Origin of the sequence: Bradyrhizobium sp., from assembly GCF_035309285.1 — a bacterium.
In the GTDB taxonomy this organism is placed as follows: domain Bacteria; phylum Pseudomonadota; class Alphaproteobacteria; order Rhizobiales; family Xanthobacteraceae; genus Bradyrhizobium.
The window spans coordinates 1-18,393 of the sequence record NZ_DATGFH010000060.1 but is presented as its reverse complement, the minus strand read 5'-3'; the positions used below and the strand labels follow the sequence as shown (position 1 = coordinate 18,393).

Annotated in this window: 18 protein-coding genes; 13 read left to right on the top strand and 5 right to left on the bottom strand. The window is 63.6% G+C overall.

What is annotated here, in order from left to right; translation table 11 throughout:
• Positions 1-104: 104 nt before the first annotated feature.
• Positions 105-536, top strand: coding sequence for a VOC family protein (locus VKR55_RS11855; protein ID WP_324403115.1), 432 nt, complete (start codon positions 105-107; stop codon positions 534-536).
• Positions 537-563: 27 nt separating this feature from the next.
• A complete protein-coding gene (locus VKR55_RS11850) occupies positions 564-1,046 on the top strand; it encodes a VOC family protein (RefSeq protein WP_324403113.1) in 483 nt (160 codons plus the stop codon).
• Here the strand turns inward: VKR55_RS11850 and VKR55_RS11845 are convergent, their stop codons facing one another.
• Positions 1,047-2,498 carry an MATE family efflux transporter gene (locus tag VKR55_RS11845; RefSeq protein WP_324403111.1) on the bottom strand — a complete coding sequence of 484 codons (1,452 nt, stop codon included), beginning with the start codon at positions 2,496-2,498 and terminating at the stop codon, positions 1,047-1,049.
• 114 nt (positions 2,499-2,612) lie between these two features.
• Here VKR55_RS11845 and VKR55_RS11840 point away from each other — a divergent pair, with 114 nt between their 5' ends.
• Positions 2,613-3,188: a TetR/AcrR family transcriptional regulator gene (locus VKR55_RS11840; protein WP_324403109.1), complete on the top strand. Its 576-nt coding sequence runs from the start codon at positions 2,613-2,615 to the stop codon at positions 3,186-3,188.
• Positions 3,189-3,283: 95 nt separating this feature from the next.
• Entirely contained in the window at positions 3,284-3,841 is a 558-nt protein-coding gene (locus VKR55_RS11835; protein ID WP_324403108.1) for a GrpB family protein, read from the top strand.
• Positions 3,842-3,845: 4 nt separating this feature from the next.
• Here VKR55_RS11835 and VKR55_RS11830 read toward each other — a convergent pair whose 3' ends face one another.
• Together VKR55_RS11830 and VKR55_RS11825 are read right to left on the bottom strand one after the other, a co-directional pair.
• Positions 3,846-5,006 carry a hypothetical protein gene (locus VKR55_RS11830; RefSeq protein WP_414642342.1) on the bottom strand — a complete coding sequence of 387 codons (1,161 nt, stop codon included), beginning with the start codon at positions 5,004-5,006 and terminating at the stop codon, positions 3,846-3,848.
• Positions 5,006-5,692 carry a FecR family protein gene (locus tag VKR55_RS11825; protein WP_324403104.1) on the bottom strand — a complete coding sequence of 229 codons (687 nt, stop codon included), beginning with the start codon at positions 5,690-5,692 and terminating at the stop codon, positions 5,006-5,008. The genes VKR55_RS11830 and VKR55_RS11825 overlap by 1 nt, the downstream gene beginning before the upstream one ends.
• 147 nt (positions 5,693-5,839) lie before the next feature.
• Between VKR55_RS11825 and VKR55_RS11820 the strand changes: the two genes are divergently transcribed.
• Positions 5,840-7,198 (top strand): phospholipid carrier-dependent glycosyltransferase, encoded by a 1,359-nt coding sequence (locus tag VKR55_RS11820; RefSeq protein WP_324403102.1) that lies wholly within the window; start codon positions 5,840-5,842, stop codon positions 7,196-7,198.
• Positions 7,199-7,316: 118 nt separating this feature from the next.
• Entirely contained in the window at positions 7,317-8,921 is a 1,605-nt protein-coding gene (locus tag VKR55_RS11815) for a response regulator (RefSeq protein WP_324403100.1), read from the top strand.
• Positions 8,922-8,965: 44 nt separating this feature from the next.
• Here VKR55_RS11815 and VKR55_RS11810 read toward each other — a convergent pair whose 3' ends face one another.
• Together VKR55_RS11810 and VKR55_RS11805 are read right to left on the bottom strand one after the other, a co-directional pair.
• On the bottom strand, positions 8,966-9,325 hold the full coding sequence (locus VKR55_RS11810) for a hypothetical protein (protein ID WP_324403098.1): 360 nt from the start codon (positions 9,323-9,325) through the stop codon (positions 8,966-8,968).
• A gap of 103 nt (positions 9,326-9,428) precedes the next feature.
• Positions 9,429-10,070, bottom strand: coding sequence for an OmpA family protein (locus VKR55_RS11805; protein ID WP_324403096.1), 642 nt, complete (start codon positions 10,068-10,070; stop codon positions 9,429-9,431).
• A gap of 370 nt (positions 10,071-10,440) precedes the next feature.
• Here VKR55_RS11805 and VKR55_RS11800 point away from each other — a divergent pair, with 370 nt between their 5' ends.
• From VKR55_RS11800 to VKR55_RS11770, 7 genes are all read left to right on the top strand, one after another.
• On the top strand, positions 10,441-11,856 hold the full coding sequence (locus VKR55_RS11800) for a caspase family protein (protein ID WP_324403093.1): 1,416 nt from the start codon (positions 10,441-10,443) through the stop codon (positions 11,854-11,856).
• A 272-nt stretch (positions 11,857-12,128) separates the two neighbouring features.
• Positions 12,129-12,362 (top strand): hypothetical protein, encoded by a 234-nt coding sequence (locus VKR55_RS11795; protein ID WP_324403091.1) that lies wholly within the window; start codon positions 12,129-12,131, stop codon positions 12,360-12,362.
• A 199-nt stretch (positions 12,363-12,561) separates the two neighbouring features.
• Entirely contained in the window at positions 12,562-12,798 is a 237-nt protein-coding gene (locus VKR55_RS11790) for a hypothetical protein (protein ID WP_324403089.1), read from the top strand.
• A gap of 90 nt (positions 12,799-12,888) precedes the next feature.
• A complete protein-coding gene (locus VKR55_RS11785) occupies positions 12,889-14,055 on the top strand; it encodes a winged helix-turn-helix domain-containing protein (protein ID WP_324403087.1) in 1,167 nt (388 codons plus the stop codon).
• Between the two features lie 103 nt (positions 14,056-14,158).
• Positions 14,159-14,545: a hypothetical protein gene (locus tag VKR55_RS11780; RefSeq protein ID WP_324403085.1), complete on the top strand. Its 387-nt coding sequence runs from the start codon at positions 14,159-14,161 to the stop codon at positions 14,543-14,545.
• A 162-nt stretch (positions 14,546-14,707) separates the two neighbouring features.
• On the top strand, positions 14,708-15,814 hold the full coding sequence (locus VKR55_RS11775; protein WP_324403083.1) for an efflux RND transporter periplasmic adaptor subunit: 1,107 nt from the start codon (positions 14,708-14,710) through the stop codon (positions 15,812-15,814).
• Positions 15,815-15,942: 128 nt separating this feature from the next.
• Positions 15,943-18,393, top strand: a 2,451-nt coding sequence (locus tag VKR55_RS11770) for an efflux RND transporter permease subunit (protein WP_324403081.1), incomplete at its 3' end; no start/stop codon positions are given.

Genomic DNA, 18,393 nt, shown 5'->3' with positions numbered 1-18,393 from the left:
GTCGTATCGCCCCGGAATGACGGTCGAAAAAATCATTTGTCGTATGTCGGAACGGCTCCCGCGGGTTCGTCCTTGGGCGGAACGCAAGCGAAAAGGAGCCCTTCATGGCCAAACTGATCTTCGTAAACCTGCCCGTCAGCGATCTCGAGCGCGCCAGCGCCTTCTACCAGGCGATCGGCGCCGTCAAGAACGAGCAGTTCTCGGACCACACCGCCTCCTGCATGGTGTTCTCCGACACCATCCACGCCATGCTGCTTACCCACGACAAGTACCAGCAGTTCACCAGCAAGAAGATCGCCGACGCCAGGACCACGAGCGAGGTGCTGATCTGCCTTTCCGCCGACAGCCGCGAGGCGGTCGACGACGTGGTCGGCAAGGCCAAGGCTGCCGGCGGCGCGCTCGATCCGACGCCGCAGCAGGATTATGGCTTCATGTATGGCCGCAGCTTTGAAGATCCCGACGGTCACATCTGGGAAGTGATGTGGATGGATGTCGAGGCTGCCGCCAAGGCGATGGCCGCGCCGGCTCACGCCTGATCGCAAAGCCACACCGGGAGCAAGCCCATGTCCAAAATCTCACCCTGCCTGTGGTTCAACGGCGAGGCGGAAGAGGCAGCGAATTTCTACGTCTCGCTGCTGCCTGGCTCTAAGATCGAGACGGTGCAGAAGAACGTGATCGACGGTCCCTCCGGCAAGGCCGGGACCGTGCTGCTGGTGGAGTTCACGTTCGCCGGCCAGCGCTTCATGGCACTGAACGGCGGCGACACGCGTTTTGAATACACGCATGCGATCTCGTTCAAGATCGACTGCGCCGACCAGGCCGAGGTCGACCGCCTCTGGGATGGCTTGCTCGCCGGTGGCGGGCAGGCGGTGCGCTGCGGCTGGCTCAAGGACCGCTATGGCGTGTCCTGGCAGATCGTGCCGACGGCGCTGCCGAAATATCTCGGCGGGCCCGACCGTGCCGGCGCGCAACGCGCCATGCAGGCGATGCTCGGCATGGTCAAGCTCGATATCGAAGGCGTGAGGAGGGCGTATGAGGGCAGCTAGCTAGGGCTTCTCCGCGCGCCAGACCGCCGGCGACAGCATCACAATCGTGTTGATGGCGGCCGAAGTCAGCATCGCCGCCGTCACCATCGCGGCCAGCGCCGAGATACCGCCGCCAAGCGTAGCAACGGCGATCCATCCGCCGCCTGCCGCGATCAGGATGCGTGCGATGGCGGCGGCGAGCGGCCACAGCGCGTGGCCGGTGCCTTGCGCGGCGAAACCCACGACAAAGCCGAAGCCGAGCGCGCCATAAGCCGGCGCGACGATGTGCAAATATGTCGTGCCGACGCGCACGACCTGCGCATCGTGACTGAACAGATTGAGCCAGGCGGCCGGGAAAGCCGCGACGGCGAGGCCGATCGTGCCGGTGAGGAGAAAGCCGACGATGCCGCTGATCCACCCGATCCTTCTTGCGCGCGCTGTCTCGCCGGCGCCCATGTTGACACCGACCATGGTCAACGTCGCCGTGCTGATGCCGAACAACAGCGGGATCATGATGTAATCGAGTCGCGAGGAGATGCCGTAGCCGGCGAGCGCCGACGTGCCGAACAGGCCGACCGCGCCGGTGACGAGAACGACGGTGAGATTGGTCAGCACGGCGTTCAGCGACGTCGGGATGCCGACCTTCAGGATGTCGGCAAAAAGGTAGGCACGCAGCGGCACGATCCGGAAAGTGAGGCCCGAGCGGCCTGACGCCATGTAGCGCAGCAGGAACAGCATCGCTGCGCAATAATAAACGCCGAATGCGATGCCGGCGCCGGCGATGCCAAGCCGCGGGACGGGGCCGAGCCCAAAGATCAGGAGCGGCGAAAGCGGGATCGTCACCACCGCGCCCACCAGCACCACCATCGCAGGCACCTTGACATTGCCGGCGCCGCGCAACGCCGCCGCCTGCAGGTTGACGATCCACACCGGGATCGAGCCGGCAAACAGATAATCGGAATATTTGACTGCCGCCTCGAGCGCGTTGCCGCGTCCTCCGAGTGTCCGATAGAGCGCCGGCCCGCCCAGGACCGTGCCAGCCGTGAACAGCGCGCCGACGATGATGGCCAGCACCATCGCGTGAAACAAGAGCGCATTCGCGTCGCTGCGGCGGTCGGCGCCAACGGCGCGCGCCACCGACGACGCAACGCCGCTGCCGAGCCCGCCATTCGACATCATCGCCATCAGCATGAAGACCGGAAACACCAGCGCGGCGCCTGCGAGCGCATCGGTGCCGAGGAATCCGACATACCAGGCTTCCGCAATGCTGACCGCAGTCTGCGCCACCAGCACGGTCACCGTCGGCAGCGCCAGCTTCAACAGCGTCGGCAGGATCGGACCGGTCAAGAGCGCAAAGCGGGTGCGGTCGCCACCGGCACGCGGGGATGCCGGGGTCGGGACCGCTTCGGCGGCCACCGGTTCTATCGTGACGTCAAGCGCGGCGAGCGGCGCGATCGCTTCTTCGAGGGCCATGATGTCTGTCTCTTTCCCGTTTGCGAACAACCATTGAATTATGATCATAATACTTTATTATGATCATAATTCAATAACGATCCAGACGCGATGTGCGGCCGGGAGGAAGCCGGGATGCGTTACGAGAAGGGACATAAGCAGACCACGCGGGCGCGCATCATCAATGTCGCCTCCGCGCAATTCCGCGAGCATGGCGTGGCGTCCGCCGGCCTTGCCGGTATCATGTCGGCCGCCGGGCTGACCAACGGCGCCTTCTACGCCCATTTCGGGTCCAAGGAAGATCTGGTCCAGGCCGTCCTGCGCGACGCGCTCGGCCGGCGCGAGCAGGGGCTTCGCGCCAATCTGGAAAGTGGTGTCGGGATCGAAGCGGCGATCCGAGACTATTTGTCGGCGCGGCATCGCGATGGCGCGGCAAGCGGCTGCCCGATCGCGGCGCTGGTCGCCGAGATCGCGCGGCATCCGGAGAAGACGCGCGACGCCTTCACGCGGAAAATATCCGGGTTCATCCCGCTGATGGCAGCGCGGATACAGGGACGCTCGGCTGCCGAGCGCCGGCAGTCAGCGATAGCGATCTACAATTTGATGGTCGGCGCGCTACAGATGGCGCGGGCAGTCAACGATAGAAAGCTGTCCGACGAGATCCTGGGGAGCGCGGTCGATGCCGCGCTCAAGCTCGCCAGCGCACGTTGATCGCGGTTGCAAAATCGGGTCTATCAACCAGTAGTGAAGGATCGGCGATCCCTCGCGTGATACGCTGGAGGCCATCTTTTTGCGGGAGGCTGGGCGTGGAAAAATACGGCGCCGCGTCGATTGTTGTCTTCGACTACGATCCGAACTGGCCGGCGATGTTCGAACAGGAGAGCAGAAGAATCAAGGATGCGCTCGGTTCGTTCGCCTTGATGATTGAGCACATGGGCAGCACGGCGGTTCCGGGATTGCCGTCGAAGCCCATCATCGACCTATTGGTCGGCGTGCCCAGTCTCGAAGAAGCTACACGACGCTGTATCGAGCCGATGAAGGCACTCGGCTACGTTTACATACCGGACTATGTCGCATGGCTTCCCGGCGAGCTGTTCTTCCGGAGAGGACCTCCCGGACCGTGGACACACCACGTTCACTTGATGGAGCCCTCCAATCCCCGATGGGAGGCGCATCTTGTGTTCCGCGACTACCTTCGCGCTCATCCGGAAGTGGCCCGTGCCTACGCCAACGTCAAGCGTGGGCTCGCCAACGCTTCGAAGGACGACATAGAAGCCTATCGCACCGGCAAGCACACGTTTGTGGAAGAGACAACGGCGAGGGCCCGCGCGTGGAAGGCGCGGATGCAACAGGTCGGCACCTGATGTCCTAGTAGTTGAAGCGCAACCCGACGCCGCCGTGAATGGTGTTGCCGACCGGTTGCGGGCCGAGCGTGCCGTTGACGAAGAGATCCGCAACCCAGCCCTTGGTGATGCGGAAGCCGAGCCGGCCGCCATATTCGAACCAGTTCTGGTTGCCCATGGTCGGCACGACCAGGCCGTCGCCGGTCACGGTTGCGACGATGCCCGAATGCGTCGCAAAGGATTGCACGAAGGCGCCGTTGATATTGGCTTCGACGCTCGAGCCGAACAGATGCGTCCACTGCCCGCCGAGCTTGACCAGGCTGGTGCGATCGGTGCCGGTCGCGATCGTGGCGTTGAACGGGTTGAACATGGCCGCCGGATCGGCATAGCCGGCGACGCGCTGCCAGAGCTGCCAGATTTCGACGGAGCCTGCGACCTCGTCGCGCGGTGACAGGCGGCTGATCCAGCCGGCGCGGCCATAGACGGCATAGTCGGAGCTGTCGGTGGAAGAGTCGAGCGACACCGCGCCCAGGCTCGTCATGTAGCTGCGGCTGTAATGCACCTTCTGGAACGGCGAGGCCACCGTGCCGATGTCGAAGAAGGGCCGCGACGATCCCCAGTCGGTGAAGTCGTAGCGTAGCGCAAACGCGCCGATCGGCGCGCCGGTGACGTGGTAGCCGTTCTCGCTGTACTGAGTGTAGGCGAGGCCGGCCAGCAGCGACAGGTTATTGGTCAATTCCTTGCGGCCATGGACGCCGGCCGTGAATGAACCCACCGAGCCGAAGGCCGAGACGCAGTCGCTGCAGTTGATCTGCTCGTTGACGCCGAGCAGCACCGACCCCAGCACCTGGTTGGTGATCATCTGGTTGAAGCGCTGCCCGGCGAGCCCATTGATTGAGTTGGCGCTGGTGCCGCCATCGGTCGGTGTCGGCGCCGGGGTCGGTGAGGGCGAGGGAGTTGGCGTCCGAGTTGGCGTGGGGGTCGGAGTTGGCGTCGGCGTCTGCGTAGGGGTTGGTGTCGGCGAGGCGCTCGGCGTCGGTGATGGCGAGGGGCTCGGCGAGGGCGGGCAGACCTCGGTCTCGCAGAATGCCTTGGCCGGACGCGTCTGTAGCGCCGTCAGCACGAGCGAGAGCGCTGCGACAAGCGTGATCGAGGCAATGATGCCGAGGATCCTGCTCTTCATCATCACCGCCCGCACAGCGCGTTGGGATCGTCGGGCGGGGAGGCGTCGGCAAAGTTGGTGACGGTGCAAAGCCCCGCCGCCGAGGCGCAGGTCGAGGAGAAGGTCCACGGCGCCGTCCCGGTCTTCTGGATCGCAACCTTGCCGTTGGTCAAGCTGACGATCGCGGTATCACCGGGTTGGGTGAGCTGGACGCATTGAAAGCCGAGCGTGCAGACGGTGGCGGCGCCTTCCTGCAGCACCACAGTTGTGCTGCCGCGCTGCGACAGGATATCGAGGATGGTGCCGCGCACGCCGATGGTCGCGAGCGGGGTAGTGATCTTGTAGGCGGTCTTTTCCGAATGTCCAGTGACGAAGCGGAAGGCGCCGGTCGTGAGCCCGATCGCGATGTCGCGATAGCTGTGCTCGTCGTTGAACACCGAGCGGTCGAGCTTGAGCGAGGCGTTGGCGCCGAGCGAGAGATTGGTGCTGTCGGCCATGACGAGCCGCGCAGCGCTGTCGGCACCGGTCGCAACCGTCTCATCACGCGACACGCCGTCGCCGACATTGATTTGGCCGCTGGTCGTGGCGTTGACGACCTGGTTCTTGACGACCACGGCTTCGCCGATGCGCGCCTGCGCATGCGCGCGAGACGCAGCGGAGACGGCGAGACAAACCACAAAGATAGCAAATACGCAGCGACGCAAAATCATTTCATGAACCGATCGATCGTCCTCTATCGTACCGGATCGCGCGCATATGCGATGTGGTATAATTATCACAAGCTCGCCCCTAACAGCCCGATGCTTGGTGCTCGCGAGATCGAAATGCGTTCAATGCAGTGGACGAGAAATTTTTGAATGGTCACACTGAGTCGGATTGAGGCGATATTGGTTCATGGCGAAGCGGCAATACCTGTGAAGATCATTGGAGAATCTTCGGCGCGCGCGATTTCGCTCCGCCAGAGCAGCCTCATTTCCGTCATTATTTTTCTCGCCGCACATGCTGTGTTGCTGATCGGCATCACTACGCCGGATAAATTTGTCTTTGACGAAGTGCACTACGTGCCGGCCGCGCGGCAGATGCTCGAGCCGGTGATGCCACAGCCCATGCTCAACCCGATGCACCCGCCGCTCGCCAAGCAGGTAATCGCGTTCTCGATCCATGTCTTCGGCGACAATCCGCTGGGCTGGCGCTATCCTGGCACGCTGTTCGGCGCGTTGGCGGTGGTGGCGATCTATCTTTGCGGGCTCGCGCTATTTCGGAGCCAGGCGCAGGCGGTGGCGGCATCCCTGATCGCTTTCTTCGATCAGATGCTGTTCGTGATCGCGCGCACGGCGATGCTCGATATCTTCGCGCTCAGCTTTGGCCTTTTCGGCATTGCCGCGTTCCTGTTCGGCTTTCGTCAAACGCGTCCGCAGGTCTGCTTCGCCCTTGCAGGACTTGCCTTCGGGCTCGCAGCCGCCTGCAAATGGAGCGGCTTGTTTCCGCTCGCGACCGCGATCGTCATCATCGCCGCGATCCGGCTCATGCAGAGCTGGCGCGCAGAATTTGCCGACGCGCAAGCTTCCGACTGGTATCGGCCCGATCTTTGGCCCGATTTCAGGGCCCACCACTTTGTACTGTGCTTCGTGCTCGCGCCGGCGGTCGCATATCTATCAAGCTTTGTCGGCCTCTACGGCTTCTCCTTCGCAGATATCGTCGAGGCGCAAAGGCGGATTTTCGCCGACAACACCACAAGCGCGCTCGGCGGTCACACCTATATGAGCTCGTGGCCTTCCTGGCCGTTCCTGGTGCGCCCGGTCTGGTTCCTGTTCGACAATCTCGGCAACGGCACCATCTCAGCCGTGGTATGCCTCGGCAATCCGCTGGTGCTGTGGCCAGCGCTACTCGCGCTGGTTGTCTGCGCGCGCGACTTCATCGTGGCGCGGCGATGGGACGCATTCCTGGTGCTGGCGTTTTACGCCGGGCCCTATCTCGCCTGGGCGTTGCTGCCGCGCACGCTCGGCTTCATCTATTACTATCTGCCGTCGGCCGCGACGGTGAGCCTCGCGCTGGTCCATGCGCTTCGCCGGGGGCGGATGCCGGCATGGCTGCTGTGGGGCTTTGTCGCGCTCGCGGGCGCAGGTTTCGCGGCCATGCTGCCTATTTCCGCGGCATTCGTCGGCACGTCGATGCAGACCTTCCAGCGCCTGATGATCTTCCAGAACTGGATTTGACCTGGGTTCCAGCGCGACGCACGCGCCGATCGCTTGACGCGACTTGTGCCGCTGGTCAACTTTCCCCGGGGCACGGAAGATTTGATTTCGAGCCCGTGCTGAATGGGAAACGATCGCCATGTGGGCCTTCTTCGAGCGGTTGCTGGATTCCTCCTCGCTGTCCCCGCACGGGATCTGTCTGTTGTGGGAGCCGGAGCTGATCTGGCTTCACGCGGTCTCGGACGCCGTGATCGCCGCTGCCTATTTCTCGATCCCGATCGCGCTTTCGATCTTCGTGTCGAAGCGGCGCGACGTCGACTTCGGCTGGGTATTTTGGGCCTTTGCATTGTTCATCACGGCATGCGGCTTCACCCACTTGCTGTCGATCGTAACGCTGTGGGTGCCGATCTACGGCATCGAGGGGCTGGTCAAGGCGATGACGGCGCTGGCCTCGATCATCACCGCGCTGATGCTGTGGCCGCTGTTGCCGAAGGTGCTGGCGCTGCCGTCGCCCTCGCAGCTTCGCGCCGCGGAGATCGCGCTGGCGCAGGAAGGCATGCAGCGACGGGAGGCGGAAGACATGCTGCGCCACGCGCAGAAGATGGACGCGATCGGGCAATTGACCGGCGGCGTCGCGCATGACTTCAACAACCTGCTCACCATCATCAGCGGCAATCTGGAGATCGCCGACCGCGGTCTGAGATCCTGGGGCGACGGGGCGCGCGAGCGGCTGGCACGCGCCATCGCCAATGCCGCGAGCGGGGCGCAGCGCGCCGCGATGCTGACGCAGCGCTTGCTCGCCTTTGCCCGCCGCCAGCAGCTCGATCCGAGGATGACGAATGTCAGCCAGTTGATCGGTGGCATGGCGGATTTCTTCAAGCGAACGCTCGGAGAGACTATCGATCTGGAGATTTCAGGCGGCGCGTCGCAGTGGCCGGTTGAGGTCGATCCGAGCCAGATGGAGGCAGCGATCCTCAACCTCGTGATCAACGCCAAGGACGCGATGGCCGGCAAGGGCAAATTGACGATCGAAACCGGCAACGTCTTTCTCGACGAGAGCTATTCGCAGCAGAACGCCGGCGTTCCCGTCGGCGAATACCTGCAGATCGCGATCAGCGATACCGGCGGCGGCATGTCGCGCGAGGTGCAGGAGCGCGCCTTCGACCCGTTCTTCACCACCAAGGAGCCCGGACAGGGCACCGGCCTCGGGCTCAGCCAGGTTTACGGATTCGTCAAGCAGTCCGGCGGACACGTCAAGATCTACAGCGAGGTCGGTGAAGGCACGACCGTGAAAATCTATCTGCCGCGTGCGCGCACCGCTGCCGCCCCTGCGGCCGAGGAGGCCGAGGGCGCGCCGGTCGTGGGCAGCCCCGGCGGCGAGAGCATTCTGGTGGTCGAGGACGAGGCCGACGTCCGTTCCTATCTGGTCGAGACGTTGCGCGACCTGAACTACCGCGTTCACGAGGCGCCTGACGGCGCGGCCACGCTGAAGCTTTACGATTCCCATCCGTTCCGTGTCGACCTGCTTTTGACCGACATCGTGATGCCCGGCATGAACGGCCGCCAGCTCGCCCGCGAAATGCAGAGCCGTCTGCCGAAGCTGAAGGTGCTGTTCATCACCGGCTACTCCGGCGATGCGGTCGTTCATCAGGGTCGGCTCGATCCCGGCGTGTCGCTGTTGCAGAAGCCGCTGACGCAAGCGCTTCTGGCCGCAAAGATCCGCGACCTGCTCGACCGGCGTTGATGCGCGGCGCCGGCGGCGTCGCGCATCTCTTGCTCCTTGAGCGCTCACCAGAACCAGTGAGCCCGGTTCCAGACGATGCGGTTGCGATAAAGGTGCGGGAGATAGATCGGGAACGGCTCCCAATAGGCATAGTGGCGATTATGATAATAATGCCGCGCATAGTGACGATGATGACGCGGCGGCGCGGCGGTCGCTTCCGGGGTCGTTGCGGTCGCATTCGGTACTGGCGCCGGACGCGGCACGAAGGCGGGCTTGGTGTCGGTGGGTGTCGCCGCGCTCGGCGTAGCTGGTGTCGTGGTCGTGGTCGTCGCGGCGGGAGCCGCGGCGTCTTCGGCATAAGCAGGGAAGCTCGCGGCCGTGAGCAGCAGCGCTGCGGCGGCGAAGCCCTTCAAACAGGTTTTCATCGCAATCGTCCCTCCACTATCGGCATGCACAAGTGTCGTGCGGGCCAAAAATCCGCCCGCCGGGGAGCGGCAGGCGGATTTCCGACCGAGTACGCGGGTACGCTTACTGTTGCGCGGTGCTCTGGGCTTCGGAGTTGACCACCTGAACGCGGCGGTTCACCCCGGCGTCCGGGTGATCAGCGTCCTTGAGGTGGGTCTTGCCGTAGCCGACGGTGACGAGATCGCTGGCGGCGATATGATAGTGATCGACCAGATACTTCTTGATGGTGTCGGCGCGGCGGTTCGACAAATCCTGGTTGAAGGCGTCGCCGCCGACGGCGTCGGTGTAGCCGGAGACGATGAACGTCTGGCCATGAAGCTGCTGATCGGTGAGCGCTTCGCCAAGATGCTGCACGGCCGAGATCGAGCCCCGGCTGATCGCGGCCGAGTTGTAGTCGAAATTGATCTCGAGATCGATCTTGGGCTTGTCGATGGTGAGGCTCTGGAGCTGGTCGCGTTCATCCATCGACAGCGAGCGGGTCGGGCGGTTGCGCACCTTGTTGATCAGCGTGATCTCGCGCTGCTTCTTCTCCAGCGCCTGCGGATCGCCCGAAAGGCTGCGGGTCACCGGAGGCGCCTTCAGCGACGTGATGATCGCGCTGGTGGGAATCGTGTTGTCGCCTGCGAAGGCCACGCCCGCGGTCATCGAGAGCGCGGCGCCGATGGTCATCGCCTTAATTCCGAAAAACCTAACGGAGCTGGTCATCGTGGTAATCCTCGCTGTTACACGCCTGATGGCGTTTGGATGATCGGAAAATAGGACGGGTTCAAACACCGGAATGTGATGCACGTCACAGGGCGAAATATGCCCGGTTCCAGGCACTTATGCTGATCCCGCGCCATCGGGCTGTCCAGCCCTGACCGCAAGGACGGAAAAGCCCTTCAACTGCTACTTTTGACGAACAAAGACCGCCCAAGCGGTCGTGTCGCAGCGTCGAGCTGACGGGTTCGATCCAGCCTCCATGTCTGAGTGACGCGCGTCACGGTCGCGCGCCCTGTTCCGGATCAGATTGTTCCCAACGGATCAGGCGGGAGAACCTGATCCAGGCGAATTTTGGGATGAGGGGAGAATCATCATGCGCTTCTGGATCGCAGCTTTATCAGTCGCAGCGCTTCTCTTCAGCGGCAAGGCCGCTCTCGCCGACAAGCGTGTCGCCTTCGTGGTCGGCAACGGCGCCTACATCAACGTCCCGGCGCTGCCGAACCCGCCGAAGGACGCCCTGACCATGGCGAGCGCGCTGCGCAACGTCGGCTTCGATGTCGTCGAAGGCATCAACCTGAACCGCGACAAGATGGCGGAGAAACTGATCGAGTTCGGCCGCAAGGCGGAAGGCGCCGACATCGCCGTGTTCTACTATGCCGGTCACGGCATCGCGGTGAACGGCACCAACTACCTCCTGCCGATCGACGCCGACCTGAAGAGCGAGGCGGATGTCAAGCTGGGTGCCGCCATGAATGTCGATACCACCCTTCAAGAGACGATGCAGGACGCCAAGGTGAAGCTGGTGTTCCTCGACGCCTGCCGCGACAATCCGTTCGCGGCGAGGATGCGCTCGGCCAAGCTCAGCCGCGGCCTGACCGTCGACTCCGGCCTTGCCGAGATGAATACGGCCGAGGGCACGCTGATCGCGTTCGCCACCAGCCCCGGCCAGACCGCGCTCGACGGCGACACGGGCGGCGACAGCCCGTTCACCCGCGCGCTCGTTGCCAACATCACCAAGCCCGGCGTCGAGATCCAGCAGGCGATGACCATGGTGCGCGCCCAGGTTAACGAGGAGACCAACAAGGGCCAGATGCCCTGGGGCAACACCAACCTGATCGGCAACGTCTATCTCAACCCGGTTTCGCTTGAGACCGACAGCAAGTCCGACAAGGCCGATGCGCCCGCCGGCAACGCGCCCTCGGCTTACCAGGCTTCCGATATGGAGTTGGAGTTCTGGCGTTCGGTGAAGAACTCGAACCACGTCGAGGAGCTCAACGCCTATATCACCAACTATCCGAACGGCGCCTTCAAGTCGCTCGCGCTCGCCCGCATTTCGGAGTTGCAGGGCGGGCCGGCGCCTGCGCCCAATCAGACCCGCAATCTGTCGAGCGACGATTCTGCCGACCAGATCGCCGAAGACCAGATCGGCCTTGATCGCGGCCAGCGCCGCGACGTGCAGCGCCGCCTCAACAAGCTCGGCTTCGACGTGCACGTCAACGGCAAGTTCGACGACGAGACCCGCAGCGTGATCAAGCGCTGGCAGGCGGTTCGGGGCTATCCCGAGACAGGATTTCTCGACAAGACGCAGCACGATGCCCTGCTGTCGGAAAAACTTGCCAGCCGTGCGCCCTCGGACGACCCGGACTCCTCTTCCTCCTCCGACGACGAGTCCTCCCATTCGCACCACTATCGCCACAGCAGCGGCGGCGGTGGCCGGCGCTATTACCGCAGCGGCGGTGGCGGACCCGGCGCGTTCTTCGGTCACATGATGGGCGGCCTGTTCCGGTAAGTTCCGGGATCTCGACCCTTCAAGGAAAGGCGGCTCCCATTCGAGCCGCCTTTTTCATTTTCGTTCCATAGTCCGACGCGCGTCCCAAAGGAGTCGCGCGAGTGCCGGGCTGCGAACAACAAATCGGCCAGATGGCCGCCTAAGACCCAATTCAAACAAAAAAAGCCAACAAAAAACGCAAAGCAAGGTCCGTGATTCCGTCAATAAAGCGTCAAAACGAGTATCAGGGGTATCGTGCCGGCACGCCGGACCGCCCGATCATCATCAGCACGATGCCGATCCTGATCGGCGCGGCTTTGATCGCCGCCGCCATTCTACTCTCCACCCTGGTGAACGCGCTCGGCACGCGCTATTTCGGCTTCGAAGGCCCGACCGAGGACAGCGCCTGGCTGATCGACCGTCTGACCGGCCATGTCTATCGCTGCGAGGCCTCGGCGCGCGGCCAGGCGTCATGCGATCCGGATATCGCCACCGGCAGCATCCCCGCCAAGCCGAAATCTCAATAGCCCAAGGCGCCTCACGGGGATCTTGGCCGCACCTCCGCGGTGTGAGCGGCAAGATCATGGTCCGCCTTTAGGCCGAAAGACTAAGCCGACCGCTGCGCTGCAGCAAAGAAAATGTCTTCTTCCCGAAACGAAAGCGGTGGAAGATGGGTATCTCATTCGCCAGCAGCACGCTGGCTTCTTTTTTCCAAGCGAGGATCACATGAGGATACTGGTTGCCGCCGCCATGCTTGCCGCTCTGGCCGTTTCGCCCGCTTCCGCGGCGATGATGAAATGCACCGCCGCGAACATGGCGAAGTCCGCGGCCGCCATGCCTGCGTACGAGACGCCGTCCAACAAGGAAATGGCCGCGATGAATGCCGACATGAGCAAGGGCAAGATGCGCAGCGCCTGCGGGCACTACATGAAGGCGCAGAAGATGAGCATGGCGAAGAAGTAAGGGCGCGAACCGCCTCCGTTTTCCGCCGCGTCGCCCTGGAGGCGGCGCGGCTTTTTCTTATCCTCACGAATCCGGCTAAGATGCCGCGACATGTCCCGCGCGGCTCCCCTTCATCCCCTGACGGCGCAACAGGCTCGCCGCATCTGGCTTGCCGCCCAGCGGCTCGACACAAAGGCCCCGTTCGGGGAAGGCGCGCAGGCCGTCGCCGACGCCGTCGCCCATCTCGGCTATGTGCAGATCGACACCATCAACGTGATCGAGCGTTGCCATCACCATATCCTCTATACGCGCATCCCCGATTATCGCCGCGCCGATCTGCGCCAGGCCCAGAGCGTCGACAAAAGCGTGTTCGAATACTGGACGCATGCGCTCTCCTATGTGCCCTCAGCCGATTTCCGCTTCTTCATTCCCGACATGAAGCTGCACAAGCGCGAGGGGCATCGCTGGTTCGCCGCGGTGAAGCCGGCCGACACGCGCAAGGTGATGCGGCTGTTGCGTGATGGCGCGCTGACCATCCGCGATATCGAGGATGATGTCTTGACCGAGAAGGAGCATCTCTGGGCGAGCCGCAAGCCGTCCAAGCGCGCGCTGCAGCTTGCCTTTTACTGCGGCACGGTCACCATCTCCGAGCGCAACGGCATGCTCAAGACCTATGAGCTGATAGACCGGCATTTGAGTTGGGACAAACCGCCGAAATCGGCTTCAATGAGCGACATCATCGCCTACCTGCTCGATCGCGCTCTGCGTTCGCAGGGCGTCGTGTCGCTCGACTCGATCTGCCATCTCGACGCGCCCCGCAAGAGTGCTGTGCGGGCTGCGATCGCGCGGCGGGTGCGGCGAGGGGAGCTCGTGGGCGTTGCGCTTGAAGGCGCGGGCAAGCATGAGCATTGGGCGACGCCGGAGGCGCTCGCGGAGAGCTGCGAGCCGTCCGAGCTGGTACACATCCTCTCGCCCTTTGATCCCCTCATCATCCAGCGCAAGCGCACGCAGCTCTTCTTCGACTACGAGCACCGTTTCGAGGCCTATGTGCCCAAGGCAAAACGCAAGTTCGGCTATTTCGCGCTGCCGGTTCTGGTCGGCGAGGACATCGTCGCCGCGCTCGATCTGAAGACCGACCGACAGAACAAAAAGCTCCTGATGCAGAAGTGGAATTGGGTCGGTGAGGGGAAGCGCGCGAAGGGCGAGGCGCGTGGCGAGCTTAAGCGCCGCATCGAGGAAGAGCTGCACCGCTTCGAGCGGTTTCAGCTCGCCGAGTGAAGCGCTCTCCAACTGGAACCCGCATGCATCCTCCTGGTTAGGCCCAAGACAACCGGAAAGACAACCGGAAAGGCAGCCGGACAAGACAACCGGAGGAGGCATCATGGACAAGGACAAATCCATCATCGAAAAATTCACCGAAACGATGAAGGGTCTCGCCGACAGCGCCGCCGAAGCGCTGAGGGCGGAAGAGCCGCCAAAGGCCGATGAGGCGGTCGCCGCCTACGTGCAGCTCAGCGCCGAAGGCCTGGTCTCCGACCCCTTGCCGGTGCCCCCCTTTGCGGCGCAGCCCACGCGGAAGAAGAGGCATGGAGCGAAGAGGACAGCGAAGCGGGGCACCGCGAAGAAAGCTCTGCCGAAGAAGGCCGCAAAGGAGTCGGCAAGTGCGCGATCAAGACGATCGGCCGCGAAGAAATCGCGCCGGGCTGCAGCCCGCCCCTCTGCGAAGAAGCGGACATCGGGGAGGGCCCGCGAGCGCGGCCGGCAATAACTCCTTGACTGTCGTCCCGGCGAAAGCCCGAGGGCGTACAGGGCGCGCCCGGCAACGAAGGCCCACCTTAACGCTCACGAAATCCTGATTACTGACGATTATTGACTTTTATCACTAGACACTCGACACTCTCCTCCAAGATTCAGCCAATGGGAGTGTCCGATGTTGGCCCGGGTTATTTTATCGAACTATTCCAGGCTCTTAGCCGGTGCATCGCTTGCCTTCCTGGCGGTCGCGCTGGCCGGTTGCAACGACCAGGTCGCAAAAAATCCAGCCCCCACGCGGCCTGTGCTCGTTGCAACCACCCATTATGAGGCCGAGACCCCCGAGCGCAGCTTTGTCGGGACGATCCGGCCCCGGATTGAGGCCGACATGGGCTTCCGGGTCCCGGGTAAGGTCGCAAAACGCCTGGTGGAGGTCGGCCAGACCGTCGAGGTCGGCCAGCCGCTCGCGACCCTCGATGAAGTCGACCTGAAGCTGCAGGCCGAGCAGGCGGTCGCCGAGCTCAACGCCGCGACCGGCGTGGTGGCGCAGGCCGTGGCCGCCGAGACCCGCGCCAAGGAGCTGAAAGCCAAGGGCTGGACCACCGACGCGCAGCTCGATTCCGCCACGGCCGCCGCCGACGAGGCCCGCGCGCGGCTTTCCCGCGCCGAGCGCTCGGTCGATCTCACCAAGAACTCACTCTCTTATGCGACGCTGGCGGCGGATGCTCGTGGCGTCGTGACTGCGACCCTGGTCGAGCCGGGCCAGGTGGTTGCCGCGGGCCAGACCGCGATCCGGGTCGCACGTTTTGCCGAGAAGGAAGCCGTGGTCGCAATCCCCGAGACGCTGGTGCAGCGTGCCAAGACCGGGTCGGCCTCTGTCACGCTGTGGTCGGAGCCCAACAAGAAATATGCGGCGAAGCTCCGCGAGATTTCGCCAAGCGCCGATCCCGCCACCCGCACCTATCTCGCCAAGTTCTCCCTGCCCGGCGCCGACGACAAGGTCGAGCTCGGCATGACCGCGACCCTGACGCTGAGCGACCCGAACACCGCGCGCGTGGCTCGGCTGCCGCTGTCGGCGCTCTACGACGCCGGCGACAAGCCTTCGTTCTACGTCGTCGATAATGCCGGCGATATCGCGCTGAAGCCCGTCACCGTGAAGGCCTATGACAGCAACGATGTCGTCATCACCGGCGGCGTCGATGAGGGCGCCAAGGTCGTGGCGCTCGGCGTGCAAAAGCTCGATACGAGCCAGAAGGTCCGGGTGGTGTCGTCGTTGTCGTTCTGAGTCCCCGTCGTCATTGCGAGGAGCGAAAGCGACGAAGCAATCCATACTGTTTCCTGAGTTGAGATGCTGGATTGCTTCGCTGTGCTCGCAATGACGGATGAAGTCGGAATTTTGATCTGGAGGGTGCGATGAAACGCTTCAATCTTTCCGCCTGGGCCGTGAGCCATCCGGCACTGGTATTGTTCCTCGTCATTGCGCTCGGCGCCGCCGGCTTCTTCTCCTATCAGAAGCTCGGCCGGGCGGAGGATCCGTATTTCACGGTGAAGGTCGTCAACGTCTCGGCGATGTGGCCCGGTGCAACGGCCTACGAAATGCAGATGCAGGTCGCCGATCCCATCGAGAAGAAGCTGCAGGAGCTGCCTTATTTCGAGAAGGTGCAGACCTATTCGAAGCCGGGTTTTACGGCGATGCAGGTCAGCTTCCGCGACAACACGCCGCCTAAGGAGGTGCCCTATCTCTTCTATCTCGTGCGCAAGAAGCTCGCCGACGTGCAAGGCGATCTGCCGGCCGGCCTGCTCGGCCCCGTGGTCAATGACGAGTTCTCCGACGTCGATTCCATTCTCTATATGATGACGGGCGACGGAGCCGACTATCGGCAGTTGAAGAAAGTCGCCGAGGGCCTGCGGCAACGGCTCTTGAAGGTCAACGGCGTCACCAAGGTCGACATCTACGGTACCCAGGACGAGCGCATCTTTGTCGAGTTTTCGCACGCCAAGCTCGCAACCCTCGGCATCACGCCGCAGGCGCTGTTCGATTCGCTTGCCAAGCAGAACAATGTCGTGCCTGCCGGCACGGTCGAAACCTCCGCGCAGCGCGTGCCGCTCCGCGTCACCGGCGCGCTCGACGGCGTCAAGGCCGTGGCCGAGACGCCGGTCGAAAGCAACGGCCGCGTGTTTCGCCTCGGCGACATCGCGACTGTTACCCATGGTTACGTCGATCCGCCGACCTTCAAGGTGCGGCAGGAGGGCAAGCCCGCGATCGGCATCGGCGTCGTCACCGCCAAGGGCGCCAACATCCTCGAGCTTGGCAAGGACGTCTCGGCCGCGACTGCCGAGTTCATGAAGGCCGTGCCGCAGGGCTTCAATGTTAATCTCGTTGCCGATCAGCCGAAGGTGGTCGAGCATGCGGTCAGCGAGTTCGTCGACTCGTTCGTCGAGGCGCTCGCGATCGTGCTGTTCGTCTCCTTCCTCGCACTTGGCTGGCGCACCGGCTTCGTGGTCGCGGCTTCCGTGCCGCTGGTGCTAGCGATCGTCTTCATCGTCATGAACGTGATGGGAATCGATCTGCACCGCATCTCGCTCGGCGCGCTGATCATCGCGCTCGGCCTTCTGGTCGATGACGCCATCATCGCGGTCGAGATGATGGTGGTGAAGATGGAGCAGGGCTGGGACCGCATCAAGGCTGCGTCGTTTGCCTGGGAATCTACGGCGTTTCCCATGCTGACCGGCACGCTGGTTACCGCCGCGGGCTTCCTGCCGATCGGCTTTGCCAATTCGGCGGTCGGTGAATATGCCGGCAGCATCTTCTGGGTGGTCGCGATCGCGCTGGTCGCGTCCTGGTTCGTGGCCGTGATCTTCACGCCCTATATCGGCGTGAAGCTGCTGCCGAACATCAAGGTGCACCCCGGCCACGATCCGCATGCGATCTACGAGACCCGCATCTATCGCGCGCTGCGCAGCGTGATCCTGTGGTGCGTCAACCATCGCGTCAAGACGGTGCTCGCGACCGTCGGCGTCTTCGTTGTCTCCGTCGTGGCGTTCGGCCACGTGCAGCAGCAGTTCTTCCCGCTGTCGGAGCGGCCCGAGCTGTTTCTGCAGCTCAGGCTGCCGGAGGGCACCGCCTTCAACGTCACCGAGAAGGCGGTCAAGGAGGCGGAAAAGCTTCTGAAGGGCGACAAGGATATCGGCATCTATACCGCCTATGTCGGGCAAGGCTCGCCGCGCTTCTGGCTTGGCCTCAACCCGCAGCTTCCGAACGAGGCGTTTGCGGAGATCGTGATCGTCGCCAAGGGCGTCGAGGCGCGCGAGCGCGTCAAGGCGAAGATCGAGAACGCGGTCGCCGACGGCGCGCTGCCGGAGGCGCGCGTGCGCGTCGATCGCTTCAATTTCGGCCCGCCGGTCGGCTTCCCCGTGCAGTTCCGCGTGATCGGGCCCGACACTCAGAAGGTGCGCGAGATCGCTTACAAGGTTCGCGATGTCATGCGGCAGAATCCGAACGTCAAGGATGTGCAGCTCGACTGGAACGAGCAGTCGCCATATCTCAAGCTCGTCGTCGACCAGGACCGCGCCCGCGCGCTCGGCCTGACCCCGCAGGACGTCTCGCAGGCGCTCGCCATGCTGATCTCGGGCGCGCCGGTGACGACCATCCGCGACGGCGTCGAGAAGGTCGGCGTCGTCGCCCGCGCGGTGCCGTCCGAGCGGCTCGACCTCGCCGATATCGGCGACCTCACCGTGACCTCGCGCAACGGCGTGGCGGTGCCGCTGCAGCAGATCGCGAAGATCAAGTATTCGCACGAGGAGCCGATCCTGTGGCGGCGCAACCGCGACATGGCGATCACGGTGCGCTCGGACGTCAAGGAC